Below are 15,417 nucleotides of genomic sequence, written 5' to 3'. Positions count from 1 at the left end.
CCCTTCTTAGTGTGCTGATGAGTAATCTCGAATTCGAGGTTCAACCAGCGATGTATCGACTTCTTCGTAAGTGAAGATCGGCTCATCGTAGCCATTGAATTTGGCCATTGTTGTTTTCAAGAATTCTTCGTCATTGCGTTCCGGGAAGTCCGGTTTGTAATGAGCTCCACGGCTTTCATTGCGATAATAAGCCCCAAGCGTGATCACTCGTGCTAAATGTAGCATATTTTTCAACTGGCGTGCGAACATTGCGCCTTGGTTGCTCCAAAGCTGAGTATCCGTGATGCTGATGTGATTGAAACGTTCAAGCAGCTCTTGGATTTTCTCATCTGTCGCTTTCAAGCGGTCGTTATAGCGAACAACTGTTACGTTGTCTGTCATCCATTCGCCAAGTTCTTTGTGAAGAACGTAAGCATTTTCAGTTCCATCAAGTGCTAGGATTTCATCCCATTTGCGCTGCTCTTCAGCAACCGCACGGTCAAAAATGTCCGAAGGAAGATCTTCAGCCAATACATCCAAACCTTGAACGTATTCCATTGCATTCGGGCCTGCCACCATTCCGCCGTAGATGGCAGAAAGCAATGAGTTAGCGCCTAAGCGGTTTGCTCCGTGCTGCGAATAATCACATTCTCCTGCTGCAAGAACGCCAGGAATGCTTGTCATTTGGTGGTCATCAACCCATAGTCCGCCCATCGAATAGTGGACAGCCGGGAAGATTTTCATTGGAACTTTACGAGGATCGTCCCCAGTAAATTTCTCATAGATTTCAATGATTCCGCCAAGTTTGATATCCAATTCTTTAGCATCTTTATGGGAAAGGTCAAGATAAACCATGTTTTCGCCGTTGATGCCCAGTTTCTGGTTTACACAAACATCGAAGATTTCGCGTGTCGCGATATCACGTGGAACCAAGTTTCCGTATGCCGGATATTTTTCTTCCAAGAAATACCAAGGCTTACCATCTTTATATGTCCAGATACGTCCGCCTTCACCGCGAGCCGATTCAGACATCAAACGAAGCTTGTCGTCTCCTGGAATCGCTGTCGGGTGAATTTGGATGAACTCGCCATTTGCATAATACGCGCCTTGCTGATAAACGATCGAAGCAGCAGACCCTGTATTGATGACAGAGTTTGTCGACTTGCCGAAAATGATCCCAGGTCCGCCAGTTGCCATAATAACCGCATCTGCACGGAACGCACGGATTTCCATTGTCGTCATGTTCTGGGCAGTGATCCCTTTGCCGACGCCGTTGTCATCTAAAACTAAGCCAAGGAATTCCCAGCCTTCGTATTTTGTGATCAAGCCAGCCACTTCGTGGCGGCGAACTTGCTCATCTAGTGCATAAAGCAATTGCTGGCCAGTTGTTGCACCGGCAAAAGCCGTTCTATGGTGCATCGTTCCGCCGAAACGACGGAAATCCAGAAGACCTTCTGGCGTACGGTTGAACATAACGCCCATGCGGTCGAACATGCGAATAATTCCTGGTGCCGCATCTGTCATTGCTTTAACAGGTTTTTGGTTCGCCAGGAAGTCACCGCCGTAAACGGTGTCATCAAGGTGAATTGCCGGGGAATCCCCTTCGCCTTTTGTATTTACCGCTCCGTTGATCCCGCCCTGTGCACAAACTGAGTGAGATCTTTTAACTGGAACGATTGAAAACAGGTCGACAGGTGAGCCAGCTTCAGCAGCTTTAATTGCTGCCATCAAACCGGCAAGGCCGCCGCCTACGATAGAAATTTTGCCTCTCGCCATTTTGGTATTCACTCCTCTTTTAGTTCACCAATAATCAAAACGTTCTTAAACGAACGCAAACAAAGCTCTGATACCAATAATCGAAAGCACCACAAACACTAGAAGCGTGAAATAAGATGCCATTCGCTGAGATTTTTCAGATTGTGTAATTCCCCAAGTGACTAAGAATGACCAGAAGCCGTTAGCCAAGTGGAACGTCGCTGCTAAAACACCTACAATGTAAAACGCTAACATTAATGGGTTGCTCAAGATATTTTCCATCATATTGAAATCTGCTTCCGCTGCATTGCCGATCGCAACTTGGAAACGAGTTTCAAAGACGTGCCATGCAATGAAGATGACTAGGAAAACACCTGTGTAGCGCTGTGCAACGAATAAAATGTTGCGCATGTAGCTATACTTACCTGGGTTATGCTTAGACGTGAACGCTATGTATACACCGTAGAACGCATGATACATCAACGGCAAATAAATAACGAAGATCTCTAAGAAAATAACAAACGGCAAGTTCGCCATGAAGTGAGAAGCTTTGTTGAAAGAAGCTTCACCTTGTGTAGCAAAATGGTTGACGATTAGATGCTGCGTCAAGAACAGCCCTACTGGAATGATTCCTAGTAATGAGTGTAACCTGCGCATTAAAAATTCACGATTGTCCAAAACTTTTACCTCCCTCAAGCAATAATACGCAGAAAAAAGAGCAAACGATATGTTACGAAAGCATCCATTGACTGCAACCAACATCATGATACAATAATATGACATATTTATTGTACTCCGCCCCAATTGGAGCGTCAAGGCAACTAGCATATTTCTAAGTGATTCTTACTATTAATTTATTATACTGAAAGTGGGTTCGACATGACTGTAAAAGAAGCTGAAACCGATCAGGAGTTCGGTTATGAAATTATACGGGACTATGTATTATCAGAAGTTCTAGGCCAGCACGAAGCTGATATCCTTTACTGGGCTGGGAAATCGCTTGCCCGCAAATTCCCTCTTTTCGCGATGGAAGAAGCACCTGATTTTTTTAGCCAAGCAAATTTTGGCCAATTGTCCCTGGAAAAGGCTGGCAAAGATGAAACCATCTATACACTTCACCCCTACAAAATCGAAAATCGCTGCTTTAAGCTTGAAGCCGGATTTCTGGCTGAACAAAAACAGAAATTGAGCGGTTTTTTGACAGAAGCCTACGAAGAAGTCCTTCCGAAAAAGAATTTAGTGCGGATCACCTTGAAAACGGATCTGCGGGAAAAAGCATAAATCCACTTTTTGAGCATTCATTTATTCCTTCCATTGAAAAACCCCGATTTCATTTATCGGGGTTTTCTTTTTTATTCATCTAAACCAAAGGCTCTGTGCAAGGCATCCGCTGATTTTTGCATGTCAACAAACGGCACAACGACCGATACTTTAATCTCTGAGGTGCTGACCATCTTTACCGGAATTTCTTCCATGCGGAGAATATCGAACATTTGCGCTGCAACCCCCGGATTTGAAACCATTCCGGAACCGACGATGGAGACTTTCGAGAGGCCTACTTCGAATTCACAGGAAACAAAACCGATCTCTTCTTTGTGTTGTTCAAGCACCCGGCGCGCTTCCTCTAAACTTTCTTCTTTAATGGAAAAAGAAACGGACGGCGGGAACGCATCCGTGATGCTTTGGACGATGATGTCCACATCGATGTGGTTTTCAGCAAGCTTTGTAAAGATATTTGCCAATGAACCATTGAACGGTTTTTTATATGTGACTGTCACACGTGCAATTCCTTTTTCAAATGCGACGCCTCTGACAATAAGATTTTTTTCCACAGTGACCACCTCTTGTATGATTGTGCCGGGTTCATCGGAATAACTTGCTCTGACCGATAGGGAAACCTGGTTATTTTTCGCAAATTCAACTGCCCGGGGATGCAGGACGCCAGCCCCGAGATTGGCCAATTCCAGCATTTCATCATATGAAATCTGCTCGAGCTTCCGTGCGCCGCTGACAAAACGCGGATCAGATGTGTAAACGCCATCGACATCTGTGTATATATCGCAGCGGTCTGCCTTTAATGCAGCTGCCAGCGCCACCGCTGTCGTATCCGATCCTCCGCGTCCGAGTGTCGTGATATTGCCGATTTTATCAACGCCTTGGAACCCGGCAACTACACAGAAATAGCCATTGTCCAACACCTTTTCCAACCTTTCTGTATGGATTTGTTCAATGCGTGCATTGCGCGGCACTGATTCTGTTTCAATGCCTGCTTGCCAACCGGTAAACGACAAAGCTTCATGGCCGAGCGCTTTAAATGCCATGGCGAGCAATGAAATAGTCACCTGTTCTCCTGTCGCTAGCAGCATATCCATCTCCCGTTTCGGCGGCTCAGCAGAGATTTCGTTAGCCAAGCCAAGCAATGTATCCGTTGTTTTTCCCATCGCCGAAACAACAATCACGACTCTTCTGCCTTTTTCTTTTTCAGTAATGGCTCTTTTCGCGACACCGATAATTTTCTCCGGTGTTGCAACTGATGTTCCGCCAAATTTCATGACTACCGTTTTCATTCCATCCACTCCCACATTTTTTCGATGTGGCCCTCAACATGAAAAGCAAAGACTGAATATGGCTTTGCCTGCCAATAAAAAAAAGGCAGCTCACCGAGTTACCGGCAAACTACCTCTTTAGCATGTACGAATACGAAAAACGTCCATGTGAGATAGCCCTCCAGAGATAAACTCTGACAGCCCTGCACTTATTAAATGCAGGACCAGCATGCGTATTGCAAATTACAGCACACTTCGGCGGGCGCCCCTTTCACCATCCTTCATCGATTCTGCAAATCTCCGAATGGCTACTATTGACGTCCGCACCTCTATCATCACTTTTCCAAGTGATTCAATTATTCTTCTACGATAACATGTTACTGCTCAGTTGACAATGTGTCATTTTGAAAATGCTGAAAAATGGTTTGAGACAAACTTTCCGGCATTCCTGCATCTTTTAACTCGTCGATTGACGCTTCTTTGATGCGTTTGACGGAGCCGAAATGCTTCAGCAATTGCTGTTTGCGCTTAGGCCCGACGCCTTGCAGCCCATCAAGCGCCGACTGGATCGAGTTTTTGCCGCGCAGCTGCCGGTGGAAAGTTATGACGAAACGGTGAACTTCATCTTGAATTCGCTGCAGCAGATAAAAAGCTTCGCTCGTCCGTTTCAACGGCACGACTTCAACTGGATTTCCATAAAGAAGCTGTGAAGTTTGGTGTTTTGCATCTTTTGCAAGGCCCGCAATTGGAATGGACAAGCCCAGTTCGTCTTCGATAATTTCCCTAGCGGACTCCATCTGCCCTTTCCCACCATCGATCACGATCAAATCAGGAAGAGGCAAATTATCCCGTAACACACGCGTATAGCGCCGGCGGATAACTTCACGCATGGCTGCGTAATCATCCGGTTTTGAAGCACTGCGCGTTTTATATTTGCGGTAATCTTTTTTGGACGGTTTTCCGTCCACAAACGCGACCATCGCAGAAACCGCATCAGCCCCTTGGATATGGGAGTTATCGAATGCCTCAATGCGCAGCGGCGTTTCGATATTCATTGCTTCTCCAAGTTCCACGCATGCACCAACTGTGCGTTCTTCTTGGCGTTCAAGCAATTGGAATTTCTCTTTGATGGCGATTTCCGCATTTTTCTTTGCCAAAGCCACCAAATCTTTTTTCTTGCCGCGCTGCGGAATAAGCACGCGCATATCCAGCCATTCACGCACCAATTCAGCATCTTCGCCTTCCGGCAATAAAATTTCATTCGGCTTTACATGGTTCGATTGTTCATAAAATTGTCCGAGGAACGTCATGAACTCTTCTTTAGGGTCCCGGTAAAGCGGGAATAAGGAAACATCCCGTTCAATCAGCTTGCCTTGGCGGACAAAAAAGACCTGTACACACATCCAGCCTTTATCAATTGCATAGCCGAAAACATCCCGGTTCGTAAAGTCATTCATGGTCATTTTCTGTTTTTCCATGACTGTTTCAATATGGGAAATTTGATCACGGTATTCCTTAGCACGCTCAAACTCCAAGTTTTCAGCGGCTTCGGACATTTTTTCAACAAGGTCTTGTTTCACTTCGCGGAAACCGCCATTTAAAAACCGTGAAATATCATCGATCATTTCCTGGTAAGTTTCTTTTTCGACCGGTTTTACACAAGGCGCCAAGCATTGACCCATGTGATAGTAGAGGCAGGCACGGTCCGGCATCGTATGGCATTTGCGAAGCGGATACAGCCGGTCGAGCAATTTCTTTGTTGCACTCGCTGCATAGGCATTCGGATAAGGGCCAAAGTACTTTCCTTTATCGCGTTTTACTTGCCGCGTAATAATCAATTTCGGATGCCGCTCACTTGTAATTTTTAAATACGGATAAGTTTTGTCGTCTTTTAACATGATATTGTATTTCGGATCATGCTTTTTGATCAAATTTAACTCCAAGATCAACGCTTCTTTTTCCGAGTTCGTTACAATGTATTCGAAGTCGACAATTTCTCCGACTAAGCGCTGGGTTTTCGCATCGTGGCTTCCAGTAAAGTAAGAACGCACACGATTTTTCAATACTTTCGCTTTTCCCACGTAAATGATCGTGTCTTGCCGGTCTTTCATTAAGTAACAGCCCGGCTGATCGGGAAGAATTGCTAATTTATGTTGGATCAATTCATTTGCCATTATCTCACCCTATTAAAAAACCGGGGCCATCACTGGACCCGGTTAAGAATTATGCGTGTTGGTTAACTAATTCAGCCAAAGCTTCTTTCGGTCTGAAGCCAACAACTTTATCAACTGTTTCCCCGTCTTTCAACAATAGAAGAGTCGGGATTGACATGATGCCGTATTTACCTGCAGTTTCTTGGTTTTCATCAACGTCTACTTTTACGATTTTAACTTTATCGCTCATTTCAGCGTCTAATTCTTCAAGAACTGGAGCAATCATTTTACAAGGCCCGCACCAAGTAGCCCAAAAATCTACTAATACTAAACCTTCTGAGATTTCTTGTGAAAAGTTCTGATCTGTACCGTGTACTATTGCCATGAATAATTCCTCCTTATAATGTAACCAAACTATGTTTTGATTATAGCATGCGTGAAAAACTGTAGCTATTTATTTGCCTACTTCCTATCTACCCCTTACTCGGAAGAATAAACGGTCGATAAATGCTGCTTCTTTTGTTCAACTTAATACGAAATTTTACGAGGTGCGGAAAAATCGATTTTGGGTGCGAAACTTTCACATCGAGGTGCTTTCGCGTTAATTCCCATTAAAAAACGGCCCTTTCTATTACAAGGGCCGTTGCTTTCGCTTTTCTTTGTCCAGACTCCAGCGGGCAACTCCTCGGGTCATAAGCCAGCCCAGCTATGCGGCCAAGTGCGCCGCTTCGCTGTTCTGTCTTATGCCTTTCGGAGCTGTACGCCCGCTTTCGCTTTTCTTAATTACATTACTTTCTTGAATTCTTCTGTCAGCATCGGGATGACTTCGAACAAGTCTCCGACAATGCCGTAATCCGCTACTTTGAAAATGTTCGCTTCTGGGTCTTTGTTGATCGCAACAATGACTTTCGAGTTGGACATACCCGCTAAGTGCTGGATCGCTCCTGAAATTCCTGCTGCGATATAAAGGTCAGGTGTTACAACTTTACCTGTTTGTCCGATCTGCAAGGAATAATCGCAATAATCCGCATCACATGCTCCACGAGAAGCACCAACAGCGCCTCCAAGAAGATTCGCTAATTCTTGCAAAGGTTCGAAGCCTTCTGTGCTCTTCACGCCGCGTCCGCCAGCAACGATCACTTTCGCTTCTGAAAGGTCAACGCCTTCAGCAGATTTGCGGACCACATCTTTGATGATCGTGCGCAAGTTTGTAATATCCACTGAAAGTGAACTTACATCGCCTGAACGCTCTTCTTTTGCTAATGGCGGAATGTTGTTCGGACGAACTGTGATAAATGAAAGGCCTTCTTTTGATTTCACTTTTTCGAATGCTTTACCAGAATAGATCGGGCGGACAAATACAGCGTCATCGCCTTCCCCTTCGATATTTGTCACATCAGAAATCAAACCGGATTGCAATTTCGATGCGATTTTAGGCGATAAATCTTTTCCGACCGCTGTGTGGCCGAAAACGATGCCTTCCGGGCTTTCTTGTTCGATGACAGCCATGAATGCTTGCCCGTAGCCATCTGAAGTGTAAGACTTCAAATGAGGGTGCTCTACCGTAATGACACGGTCAGCTCCGTAATTTACAAGTTCTGCGCCAAAGTCAGCGACTGAATCGCCAATCAAAACGCCTACTACTTCTCCACCGCCAGAGATTTTCTTCGCAGCGGCAATTGCTTCAAACGTTACATTACGTAAAGCGCCTTCACGCGTTTCGCCCAATACCAATACTTTTTTCGACATAGTCTGTTTACCCCCTAAGTAGATGTGAAAATTAATGTTCGGTTTTGTTCTTTGTCCAGACTCCGGCTGCCAGCTCCTCGAGTCGCTTCAGAATTACCGGAAATGGCAAAGTTCGCCATTCACGGTAATTCCTCCGGCGCTTGTCGGAGCTAAACGGCAACCTCCGCTTTTCTTGCTTTATATAACTTTCGCTTCGTTGCGCAATAATCCGACCAATTCCGATACTTGTGCTGAAATGTCCCCTTCTAGCACGCGGCCCGCTTCTTTTTTCGGCGGCAAGTAAATTTCGATTGTTTCCGTTTTCGCTTCAACGTCGTCTTCTTCGATATCCAAATCATCGAGTTCCAACTCTTCAAGCGGTTTTTTCTTCGCTTTCATGATTCCTGGAAGTGATGGGTAACGAGGTTCGTTTAAACCTTGCTGAGCTGTTACAAGCAACGGCAATGACGTTTCAAGCTCTTCTGCATCCCCTTCGATGTCTCTCACGATTGTAGCAGTTGTGCCATCGATTTTAAGGCTCGTAATCGTTGTTACATAGTTGATGCCTAGCAAATCAGCAACACGCGGCCCTACTTGGCCAGATCCGCCATCGATTGCGACGTTCCCTGCTAAAATCAAGTCCGCATCTTTGTCTTTCAAGTATTCCGCTAATATGTAGGAAGTCGTGAACTCATCCATTTCTTCCAAATCGTCTTCTGTGTTGATCAATACTGCTTTATCCGCGCCCATTGCAAGAGCTGTACGAAGTTGCTTTTCAGCTTCTTCTCCGCCGATTGTGATAACGGTTACTTCCCCGCCATGTTCGTCACGGACAGTGATCGCTTCTTCAATCGCATACTCATCATATGGATTAATGATGAATTCTGCGCCGTCGTCCTGGATTTTGCCACCAGAGATGACTAATTTTTCTTCTGTGTCAAAAGTACGTTTTACCAATACATAAATGTTCATGAACGTAAACCTCCCAAGTATTATTTCCCTTTAAATTGTGCTTCGCGTTTTTCCAGGAAAGCCTGGATTCCTTCTTTTGCGTCTTCTGAAACAAAAACCGTTCCAAAGGAAGCCGCTTCTGCTTTCACGCCGTCATGATAGCTTGCAGACTTTGAATACTGCAGCATATCAATGGCCGCTTTAACCGACACCGGACTTTTCTTCGCAATTTTCTTTGCAATTGAAAGCGTTTCCGAAAGTAGGTCCGCTTCTGCATAAGCACGGTTGGCTAATCCCAACTGAGCTGCTTCTGCTCCCGTAATCGGATCGCTTGTCAAAAGCATTTCTGCTGCTTTTGCGACACCTACATACCGCGGCAAGCGTTGCGTTCCTGCAAATCCTGGAATCAAGCCAAGCTGAAGTTCCGGCAATCCTAGTTTAGCATTTTCAGAAACAAAACGCATATGGCAGCTCATCGCCAATTCCAAACCGCCGCCTAAAGCTGCTCCGTGGATGGCTGCGATTACAGGTTTATGAAATGTTTCGACTCGTTCAAATACGGCCTGTCCGCTTGCTGAGAGTTTTGAAAACTCTTCGCCGCTTGTCACTTCTGTAAATTCCTTGATATCGGCTCCTGCAGAAAAGAATCTTCCTTCGCCATGCAAGACGATTGCACGGACTTCTTCATCATGTTCCACTTCATCAAGCAGACTGTTCACTTCCATGATCAATGCACGAGATAACGCATTTGCTGGCGGACGATTGATTGTTGCAACCGCAACACCATCTTCTTTTTTCCAACTGATAAATTCCATTTGAAGAGCCCCTTCCCCTATGCGCGAATTCCCTTCATCAAAAGACGGTGGACTTTCGGCGCCAATTCGACTAAATCATATTTATGATCGTTCATCACCCAAGTGGTGATGGTCTCATCCATTGTACCAAAAACCATTTGCCGAGCTAAACGGATATCCATTTTTCCATCGAATTCTCCGTCTTCCATCCCTTTTACAAGGATTTTATCAAGCAGCAATAAATATTCTCTTAACACGCCATTTATTTTCATTCGGATCTCAGTATTCGATTGTCTGAGCTCCAACTGGGTCACTATGGCGAGATGCAGATCACTTGCCAGCAAACTAAAATGGCTTTCGATCATCAAGCCTAATTTATCCACTGCCGGAATATCCCGAACCAAAATATGTTCGAGTTTCTCGACAAAGACTGCCATCTTTTCTTCGAAAACAGAAATCAGAATATCTTCTTTGTTTTTGAAGTAGAGATAAATTGTGCCGTCAGCCACTCCTGCCTGCTTTGCAATTTTAGATACTTGCGCTTGATGGTAACCATTTTCTGCAATTACCACGACCGCAGCATCTACGATCTGTTTGTATTTTGGTTTATCCTTTTTTACCAAATCATCACCACCCAAAAAAAATATGAAAATATGAATGGCGCTTCATTCATATTTTCATATTATAGTTTATCTATTAATGTGTCAAGCTTTTATCAACTGCCAGCTCAGCCTCTGCAGCGATAGGCAATATTTTGGTCGCTCTTAAAAGTTAAGACGGCACCGCTTCGTTTTGTTTCGCGACTTCTTCGTCCACTAAAGAGCGGCGAAGGATTTTTCCGACTGCGGTTTTCGGCAGCTCTTTGCGGAATTCATAAATGCGCGGAACTTTAAATGCTGCCAAGTGTTCACGGCAATATTTATTAAACTCTTCCTCAGAAACAGTATACCCTTCTTTTTGCACAATGTATGCCTTTACTGTTTCACCGCGGTAAGGATCCGGTATTCCAGCAACAACACATTCCTGGACAGCTTCGTGCTCATACAGGACTTCTTCTATTTCACGAGGGTAGATATTGAATCCACCTGCAATGATCATGTCTTTTTCGCGGTCGACGATAAAGAAATGGCCTTTTTCATCCATATAGCCGAGATCTCCAGTCAACAGCCAGCCATTAACGATGGTTGCAGCGGTATCATCCGGCCGGTTCCAGTAGCCTTTCATCACTTGAGGACCTGAAATCGCAATTTCGCCGATCTCTCCTGCCGGCACTTCATCTGTCGTCCCGGGAAGGAAAATTTTGCAGTCCGTGTCGGGATACGGGAAGCCGATAGAGCCTTTAACGCGTTCTCCCCAAATCAGATTCGAATGGGTAACCGGGGACGTTTCCGTTAAACCGTAGCCTTCAACCAGTTTGCCTCCTGTAATCTCCTCGAATTTCTCTTGGACATCAACAGGCAGCGGCGCAGATCCGCTCAAGCAGGCATCAATGGAAGATAAATCGTATTTCCCGATGTCCGGATGATTCATGAGACCAATATAAAGGGTCGGAGCTCCAGGGAATAAAGTCGGCTTTTGTTTATTGATCGTTTTCAAGGCTGTTTCTGCATCAAATTTCGGCAGCAGCACCATTCGGTTGCCTTGCATCACGGATAGGATCAACACTGTCGTCAAGCCATATACATGGAAAAGCGGAATGATGCCAAGAACCGTCTCTTCGCCGTCCTTGCATTTGTAAAGCCATGAATCACACATCGTCGCATTCGAGATCAAGTTCTTATGGGTCAGCATAACCCCTTTAGGCGAACCTGTCGTCCCTCCAGTATATTGTAGCAATGCGAGGTCTTCATTGAAATCGAATTCAGTTGGCTCCACTTCTTTTGATGCGGTTTTCATCACTTCTGTAAACAAATGATTGACGCCGCGATGCTCCACTTTCACTGATAATCCGGTCTGGCGTTTTTGGATAAATGGATAAATCATATTTTTCGGGAAAGGAAGATAGTCTTTGATCCCGGTAATAATGACATTTTCCAGTTTCGTATCTTTCACGACTTTTGAAATCCGAGGGAATAAAATATCTAATGAGACAATGGCTTTTGCACCGGAATCGTTCATTTGGTACGCGATTTCCCGTTCTGTATAAAGCGGATTCGTCATGACCACTACGCCGCCTGCATAGAGGACGCCATAAAAACTGATGACTGCCTGCGGACAGTTCGGCAGCATGACGGACACCCGGTCACCCTTTTCAATGCCGAGCCCTTGCAAATAATTGGCGAACTTCATCGAGGAATCATACAGCTCTTCGTAGCTCACATCTCTTCCCATGAAATGGATAGCTGTTTTCTTCGGGAATTGTTCGTAGGCATGCGTCAAATATTCCTGCACGGGCATACTTTTGTACTCCAAAGTTTTTGGGACTTCAGGCGGATAATGGGCAAGCCATGGCTTTTCTGTCATTCTTTATTCCTCCTTTTGATTTTCAAATCGTGTGAATATTCCTATTTTTAATTATATCGGTAAATGATAACGCTTTCAACAGCAAATAAAATCACAACTACACAAGGAATAAAAAAACAGCCTGCCTTATTGGCAGACTGCTCAGTTTTAAATAATAAACAGAAAAACGATTCCTACGATGATGAACAATGCACAGCATACGAATAGGATCTTGATCAGATTCTCCATAGTTTACAACTCCTAAGAAATACTTGCACCGATGACGAAAGACAGTCCGACTGAGATGGTCAACGAAACGAAGCCGACGGAACGGTTGTCATTTTCAATTTCTTCATCCACTTTGAATTTCGGAGTAAGAAATTCAAATAAGAGATAAGCAAAAATCAATAAAGCAAATCCATACAATCCCCAGCCGATCATTTCCAGCAAAGTATTATGGCGTTCAATGGAAAACCGGAAAATATTCGTGACACCGAAAATTTTCCCGCCGGTCGCCATCGCTACCGCCAGATTCCCTTTTTTGATTTCTTCCCAGTTTTTATACTTCGTCACCAATTCAAAAATCACCATTGAGACGATTAAACATAAAACGACAACGCTGAAATATCCCGCCGTTTCCACTAACGGATGTGTCCAAAACCCAGTCTCTGACATGTCAATTCTCCCCTATACGAAATCACTTTAGCTCAGCGACCGTTACGCCTGAGCCGCCTTCCCCTGCTTCCCCGAAGCGATAGCTTTTGACTCTCGGATGTTTTTTCAAATACTGCTGGACACCTGTGCGCAGTGCGCCGGTTCCTTTGCCGTGAATGATTGAAACTTGATGATAATTAGATAGTAACGCATCATCGATATACTTTTCAACACGGGCAAGTGCATCTTCGTAACGTTCCCCGCGTAAATCGAGTTCCAATTTCACGTGGCTGTCCCGATTTTTCAAGGTGGCCATCGCACGTGTTTCTTTTTGTTTTTCCGGTTTTGTATAAGACAAATCGGATTCCGGCAGCTTCATCTTCAAAATGCCGATTTGGACGATCCATTCATCTTTGGATACTTTTTCAATCAGCGTACCTTTTTGGCCAAATGAAATCACTTTGACTTCATCATTCGGTTTCAACGGCTTCGCTTGGCTGGCTTTTGCCGCTCGTTTCAAAATGCGGTTTTCAGGCATCGCTGCCTCCAGCCGTTTTTTCGCATCGATCAACTGATGCTCTTTGACCGATGAAGCTTGATCCATCTGCATTTTACGAAGTTCAGACATGACGCCTTCTGCTTCACGGGTTGCTTGTTCCACAATTTTCCGTGCTTTTTCCTTCGCCTTTTCCTGCAGCTTCTCTTTTTGCTCTTCGTATTCTTTCAGTTGGTTTTGCAGTTCTTTTTTCAAACGCTCGGATTCTTCTAACACTTCGCTCGAACGTTCCGCATCTTTCTCAGCTTCCCGGCGGCTCGTTTCAAGAGAAGCAATCATCGAATCCACTTCACGCCGGTCAGTGCCGGTGAAACTTTTCGCGTGGCTGATAATGTGCTCCGGCAATCCAAGGCGTTTCGAAATTTCAAATGCGTTGCTTCGCCCTGGAACACCGATCAATAACCGGTAAGTAGGGCTTAAGGTTTCCACATTAAATTCTACGCTTGCGTTTGCTACACCTGGCCGGTTATAGCCGTAGGCCTTCAATTCCGGATAGTGGGTCGTCGCAATAACTCGTGCGCCGCGTCCGTGGACTTCGTCCAATAACGAAATCGCAAGGGCTGCCCCTTCTTGAGGGTCTGTTCCTGCACCCAACTCATCAAAAATCACCAACGAATTTTCATCGAATTTCGTCAGGATATCGACAATATTGACCATATGGGAAGAGAACGTACTTAAGCTTTGTTCGATCGACTGCTCATCGCCGATATCGGCAAATACTTGATCAAACACCGCCAACTCAGAACCTTCCAGCGCTGGAACCGGCAAGCCCGATTGAGCCATTAACGTGCTTAGCCCGACCGTTTTCAAGGTCACCGTCTTCCCGCCGGTATTCGGGCCGGTAATGACGATCGCCGTGATGTCACGACCAAACTCGATATCATTCGGCACCACTTCGTCAATTGGAATCAGTGGATGGCGTGCTTTCTTTAAATTGATATAGCCTTCTGTGTTCATTTCAGGTTTCGTGCATTTATTGGCTGCGCCGTATTTCGCTTTCGCAAAAATCATATCGATTTCTCCGAGCACTTCGACCAACAAAAACAGATCATGCGCCACTTCCTGCACCTGGGCAGAAAGCATTTGGAGAATGCGGTCGATTTCTTCTTTTTCCTTCATCTTCAAGCGGCGAACTTCATTGTTTGCTTGGACGACTGCATCCGGTTCAATGAATAAAGTTTGGCCAGAAGACGACTGATCGTGCACGATGCCGCCGTAATGGCTGCGGTATTCCTGCTTTACGGGAATAACGAAACGGTCATTGCGGATTGTTACAATGGAATCTGACAGCATTTTGGATGCATTTTTGCCGCGCACTAAACTTTCCAACCGTTCGCGCACTCGGCTTTCCTGCGCCCGGAGCTGCTGGCGGATAGTGCGAAGTGCGGAACTCGCACTATCCAAGACGCCCCCGTTGTCATCGATGCACATATTGATGTCGTGTTCGAGCTGCGTCAAAATCGGCATCGATTCTTTCATTTCCAGGAAAAGAGGGATCTGGATTGTCCCTTCTTCCCGAATGCCTTCAAAAAATTGGCGGAGAATCCGGCTCGCCCGGATGGTCGATGACACTTCCATCAATTCCATCGGGCTAAGAGAACCGCCGATTTGTGCGCGCTTCGCATGCATGCGGATATCGAAAATGCCGCCCATCGGCACATTCCCTTTTACCCGTATGATGCTTGCCCCTTCGTCCATCTGTTCCAATAAACGGTTGACTTCGTTGATATCTGTTGAAGGAAGCAATTTTTCAATATGGGCTTTCCCGAGCGAAGAAGTGCAATAGCGAGCCACTTCTTCGCGGATTTTATAATATTCAAGTGTTCTCAATGCGCGTTCTGCGATCAAACGAGACACCT

The 15,417-nt window shown here is 45.2% G+C and carries 13 protein-coding genes and 1 riboswitch; of the genes, 1 reads left to right on the top strand and 12 read right to left on the bottom strand.

Annotated elements, in window-relative coordinates; all coding sequences use genetic code 11:
* Positions 1–6: 6 nt before the first annotated feature.
* Together sdhA and AC2EXB_RS07430 are read right to left on the bottom strand one after the other, a co-directional pair.
* Positions 7–1,755 (bottom strand): succinate dehydrogenase flavoprotein subunit, encoded by a 1,749-nt coding sequence (gene sdhA, locus AC2EXB_RS07435; RefSeq protein WP_235198952.1) that lies wholly within the window; start codon positions 1,753–1,755, stop codon positions 7–9.
* 45 nt (positions 1,756–1,800) lie between these two features.
* Complete coding sequence (locus AC2EXB_RS07430; protein WP_311195664.1) at positions 1,801–2,391, bottom strand: succinate dehydrogenase cytochrome b558 subunit; 591 nt, start codon at positions 2,389–2,391, stop codon at positions 1,801–1,803.
* A gap of 222 nt (positions 2,392–2,613) precedes the next feature.
* Between AC2EXB_RS07430 and AC2EXB_RS07425 the strand changes: the two genes are divergently transcribed.
* Positions 2,614–3,015 carry a YslB family protein gene (locus tag AC2EXB_RS07425; RefSeq protein WP_235198950.1) on the top strand — a complete coding sequence of 134 codons (402 nt, stop codon included), beginning with the start codon at positions 2,614–2,616 and terminating at the stop codon, positions 3,013–3,015.
* Positions 3,016–3,086: 71 nt separating this feature from the next.
* On the opposite strand, the gene AC2EXB_RS07420 is transcribed toward AC2EXB_RS07425, so the two are convergent.
* From AC2EXB_RS07420 to AC2EXB_RS07375, 10 genes are all read right to left on the bottom strand, one after another.
* Entirely contained in the window at positions 3,087–4,301 is a 1,215-nt protein-coding gene (locus AC2EXB_RS07420) for an aspartate kinase (protein WP_483604261.1), read from the bottom strand.
* Positions 4,302–4,446: 145 nt separating this feature from the next.
* A riboswitch (Lysine riboswitch) is annotated at positions 4,447–4,620 on the bottom strand.
* A gap of 37 nt (positions 4,621–4,657) precedes the next feature.
* Entirely contained in the window at positions 4,658–6,454 is a 1,797-nt protein-coding gene (gene uvrC / locus AC2EXB_RS07415; RefSeq protein WP_235198948.1) for an excinuclease ABC subunit UvrC, read from the bottom strand.
* Between the two features lie 49 nt (positions 6,455–6,503).
* Positions 6,504–6,818: a thioredoxin gene (gene trxA, locus AC2EXB_RS07410; RefSeq protein ID WP_483604260.1), complete on the bottom strand. Its 315-nt coding sequence runs from the start codon at positions 6,816–6,818 to the stop codon at positions 6,504–6,506.
* A gap of 398 nt (positions 6,819–7,216) precedes the next feature.
* Complete coding sequence (locus tag AC2EXB_RS07405; protein ID WP_235198947.1) at positions 7,217–8,182, bottom strand: electron transfer flavoprotein subunit alpha/FixB family protein; 966 nt, start codon at positions 8,180–8,182, stop codon at positions 7,217–7,219.
* 177 nt (positions 8,183–8,359) lie between these two features.
* Positions 8,360–9,133 (bottom strand): electron transfer flavoprotein subunit beta/FixA family protein, encoded by a 774-nt coding sequence (locus tag AC2EXB_RS07400; RefSeq protein WP_235198946.1) that lies wholly within the window; start codon positions 9,131–9,133, stop codon positions 8,360–8,362.
* Positions 9,134–9,153: 20 nt separating this feature from the next.
* On the bottom strand, positions 9,154–9,927 hold the full coding sequence (locus tag AC2EXB_RS07395) for an enoyl-CoA hydratase (RefSeq protein WP_235198945.1): 774 nt from the start codon (positions 9,925–9,927) through the stop codon (positions 9,154–9,156).
* Between the two features lie 17 nt (positions 9,928–9,944).
* Entirely contained in the window at positions 9,945–10,529 is a 585-nt protein-coding gene (locus AC2EXB_RS07390; protein WP_483604259.1) for a TetR/AcrR family transcriptional regulator, read from the bottom strand.
* Between the two features lie 148 nt (positions 10,530–10,677).
* A complete protein-coding gene (locus AC2EXB_RS07385; RefSeq protein WP_483604258.1) occupies positions 10,678–12,369 on the bottom strand; it encodes an AMP-binding protein in 1,692 nt (563 codons plus the stop codon).
* A gap of 240 nt (positions 12,370–12,609) precedes the next feature.
* A complete protein-coding gene (locus AC2EXB_RS07380; protein ID WP_235198942.1) occupies positions 12,610–13,023 on the bottom strand; it encodes a DUF350 domain-containing protein in 414 nt (137 codons plus the stop codon).
* Positions 13,024–13,045: 22 nt separating this feature from the next.
* Complete coding sequence (locus AC2EXB_RS07375; RefSeq protein ID WP_483604257.1) at positions 13,046–15,406, bottom strand: endonuclease MutS2; 2,361 nt, start codon at positions 15,404–15,406, stop codon at positions 13,046–13,048.
* Between the last annotated feature and the right edge of the window lie 11 nt (positions 15,407–15,417).

It is taken from the genome of Planococcus alkaliphilus (genome assembly GCF_057031095.1).
The sequence above is the reverse complement of the archived record's forward strand: the minus strand, read 5'-3'. Positions and strand labels throughout refer to the sequence as shown.

What these genes read in the sequence shown, in the direction of transcription:
- sdhA (WP_235198952.1), bottom strand. Translation starts at nt 1,755, where the DNA reads ATGGCGAGAGGCAAAATTTCTATCGTAGGCGGCGGCCTTGCCGGTTTG.
- AC2EXB_RS07430 (WP_311195664.1), bottom strand. Translation starts at nt 2,391, where the DNA reads ATGCGCAGGTTACACTCATTACTAGGAATCATTCCAGTAGGGCTGTTC.
- AC2EXB_RS07425 (WP_235198950.1), top strand. Translation starts at nt 2,614, where the DNA reads ATGACTGTAAAAGAAGCTGAAACCGATCAGGAGTTCGGTTATGAAATT.
- AC2EXB_RS07420 (WP_483604261.1), bottom strand. Translation starts at nt 4,301, where the DNA reads ATGAAAACGGTAGTCATGAAATTTGGCGGAACATCAGTTGCAACACCG.
- uvrC (WP_235198948.1), bottom strand. Translation starts at nt 6,454, where the DNA reads ATGGCAAATGAATTGATCCAACATAAATTAGCAATTCTTCCCGATCAG.
- trxA (WP_483604260.1), bottom strand. Translation starts at nt 6,818, where the DNA reads ATGGCAATAGTACACGGTACAGATCAGAACTTTTCACAAGAAATCTCA.
- AC2EXB_RS07405 (WP_235198947.1), bottom strand. Translation starts at nt 8,182, where the DNA reads ATGTCGAAAAAAGTATTGGTATTGGGCGAAACGCGTGAAGGCGCTTTA.
- AC2EXB_RS07400 (WP_235198946.1), bottom strand. Translation starts at nt 9,133, where the DNA reads ATGAACATTTATGTATTGGTAAAACGTACTTTTGACACAGAAGAAAAA.
- AC2EXB_RS07395 (WP_235198945.1), bottom strand. Translation starts at nt 9,927, where the DNA reads ATGGAATTTATCAGTTGGAAAAAAGAAGATGGTGTTGCGGTTGCAACA.
- AC2EXB_RS07385 (WP_483604258.1), bottom strand. Translation starts at nt 12,369, where the DNA reads ATGACAGAAAAGCCATGGCTTGCCCATTATCCGCCTGAAGTCCCAAAA.
- AC2EXB_RS07380 (WP_235198942.1), bottom strand. Translation starts at nt 13,023, where the DNA reads ATGTCAGAGACTGGGTTTTGGACACATCCGTTAGTGGAAACGGCGGGA.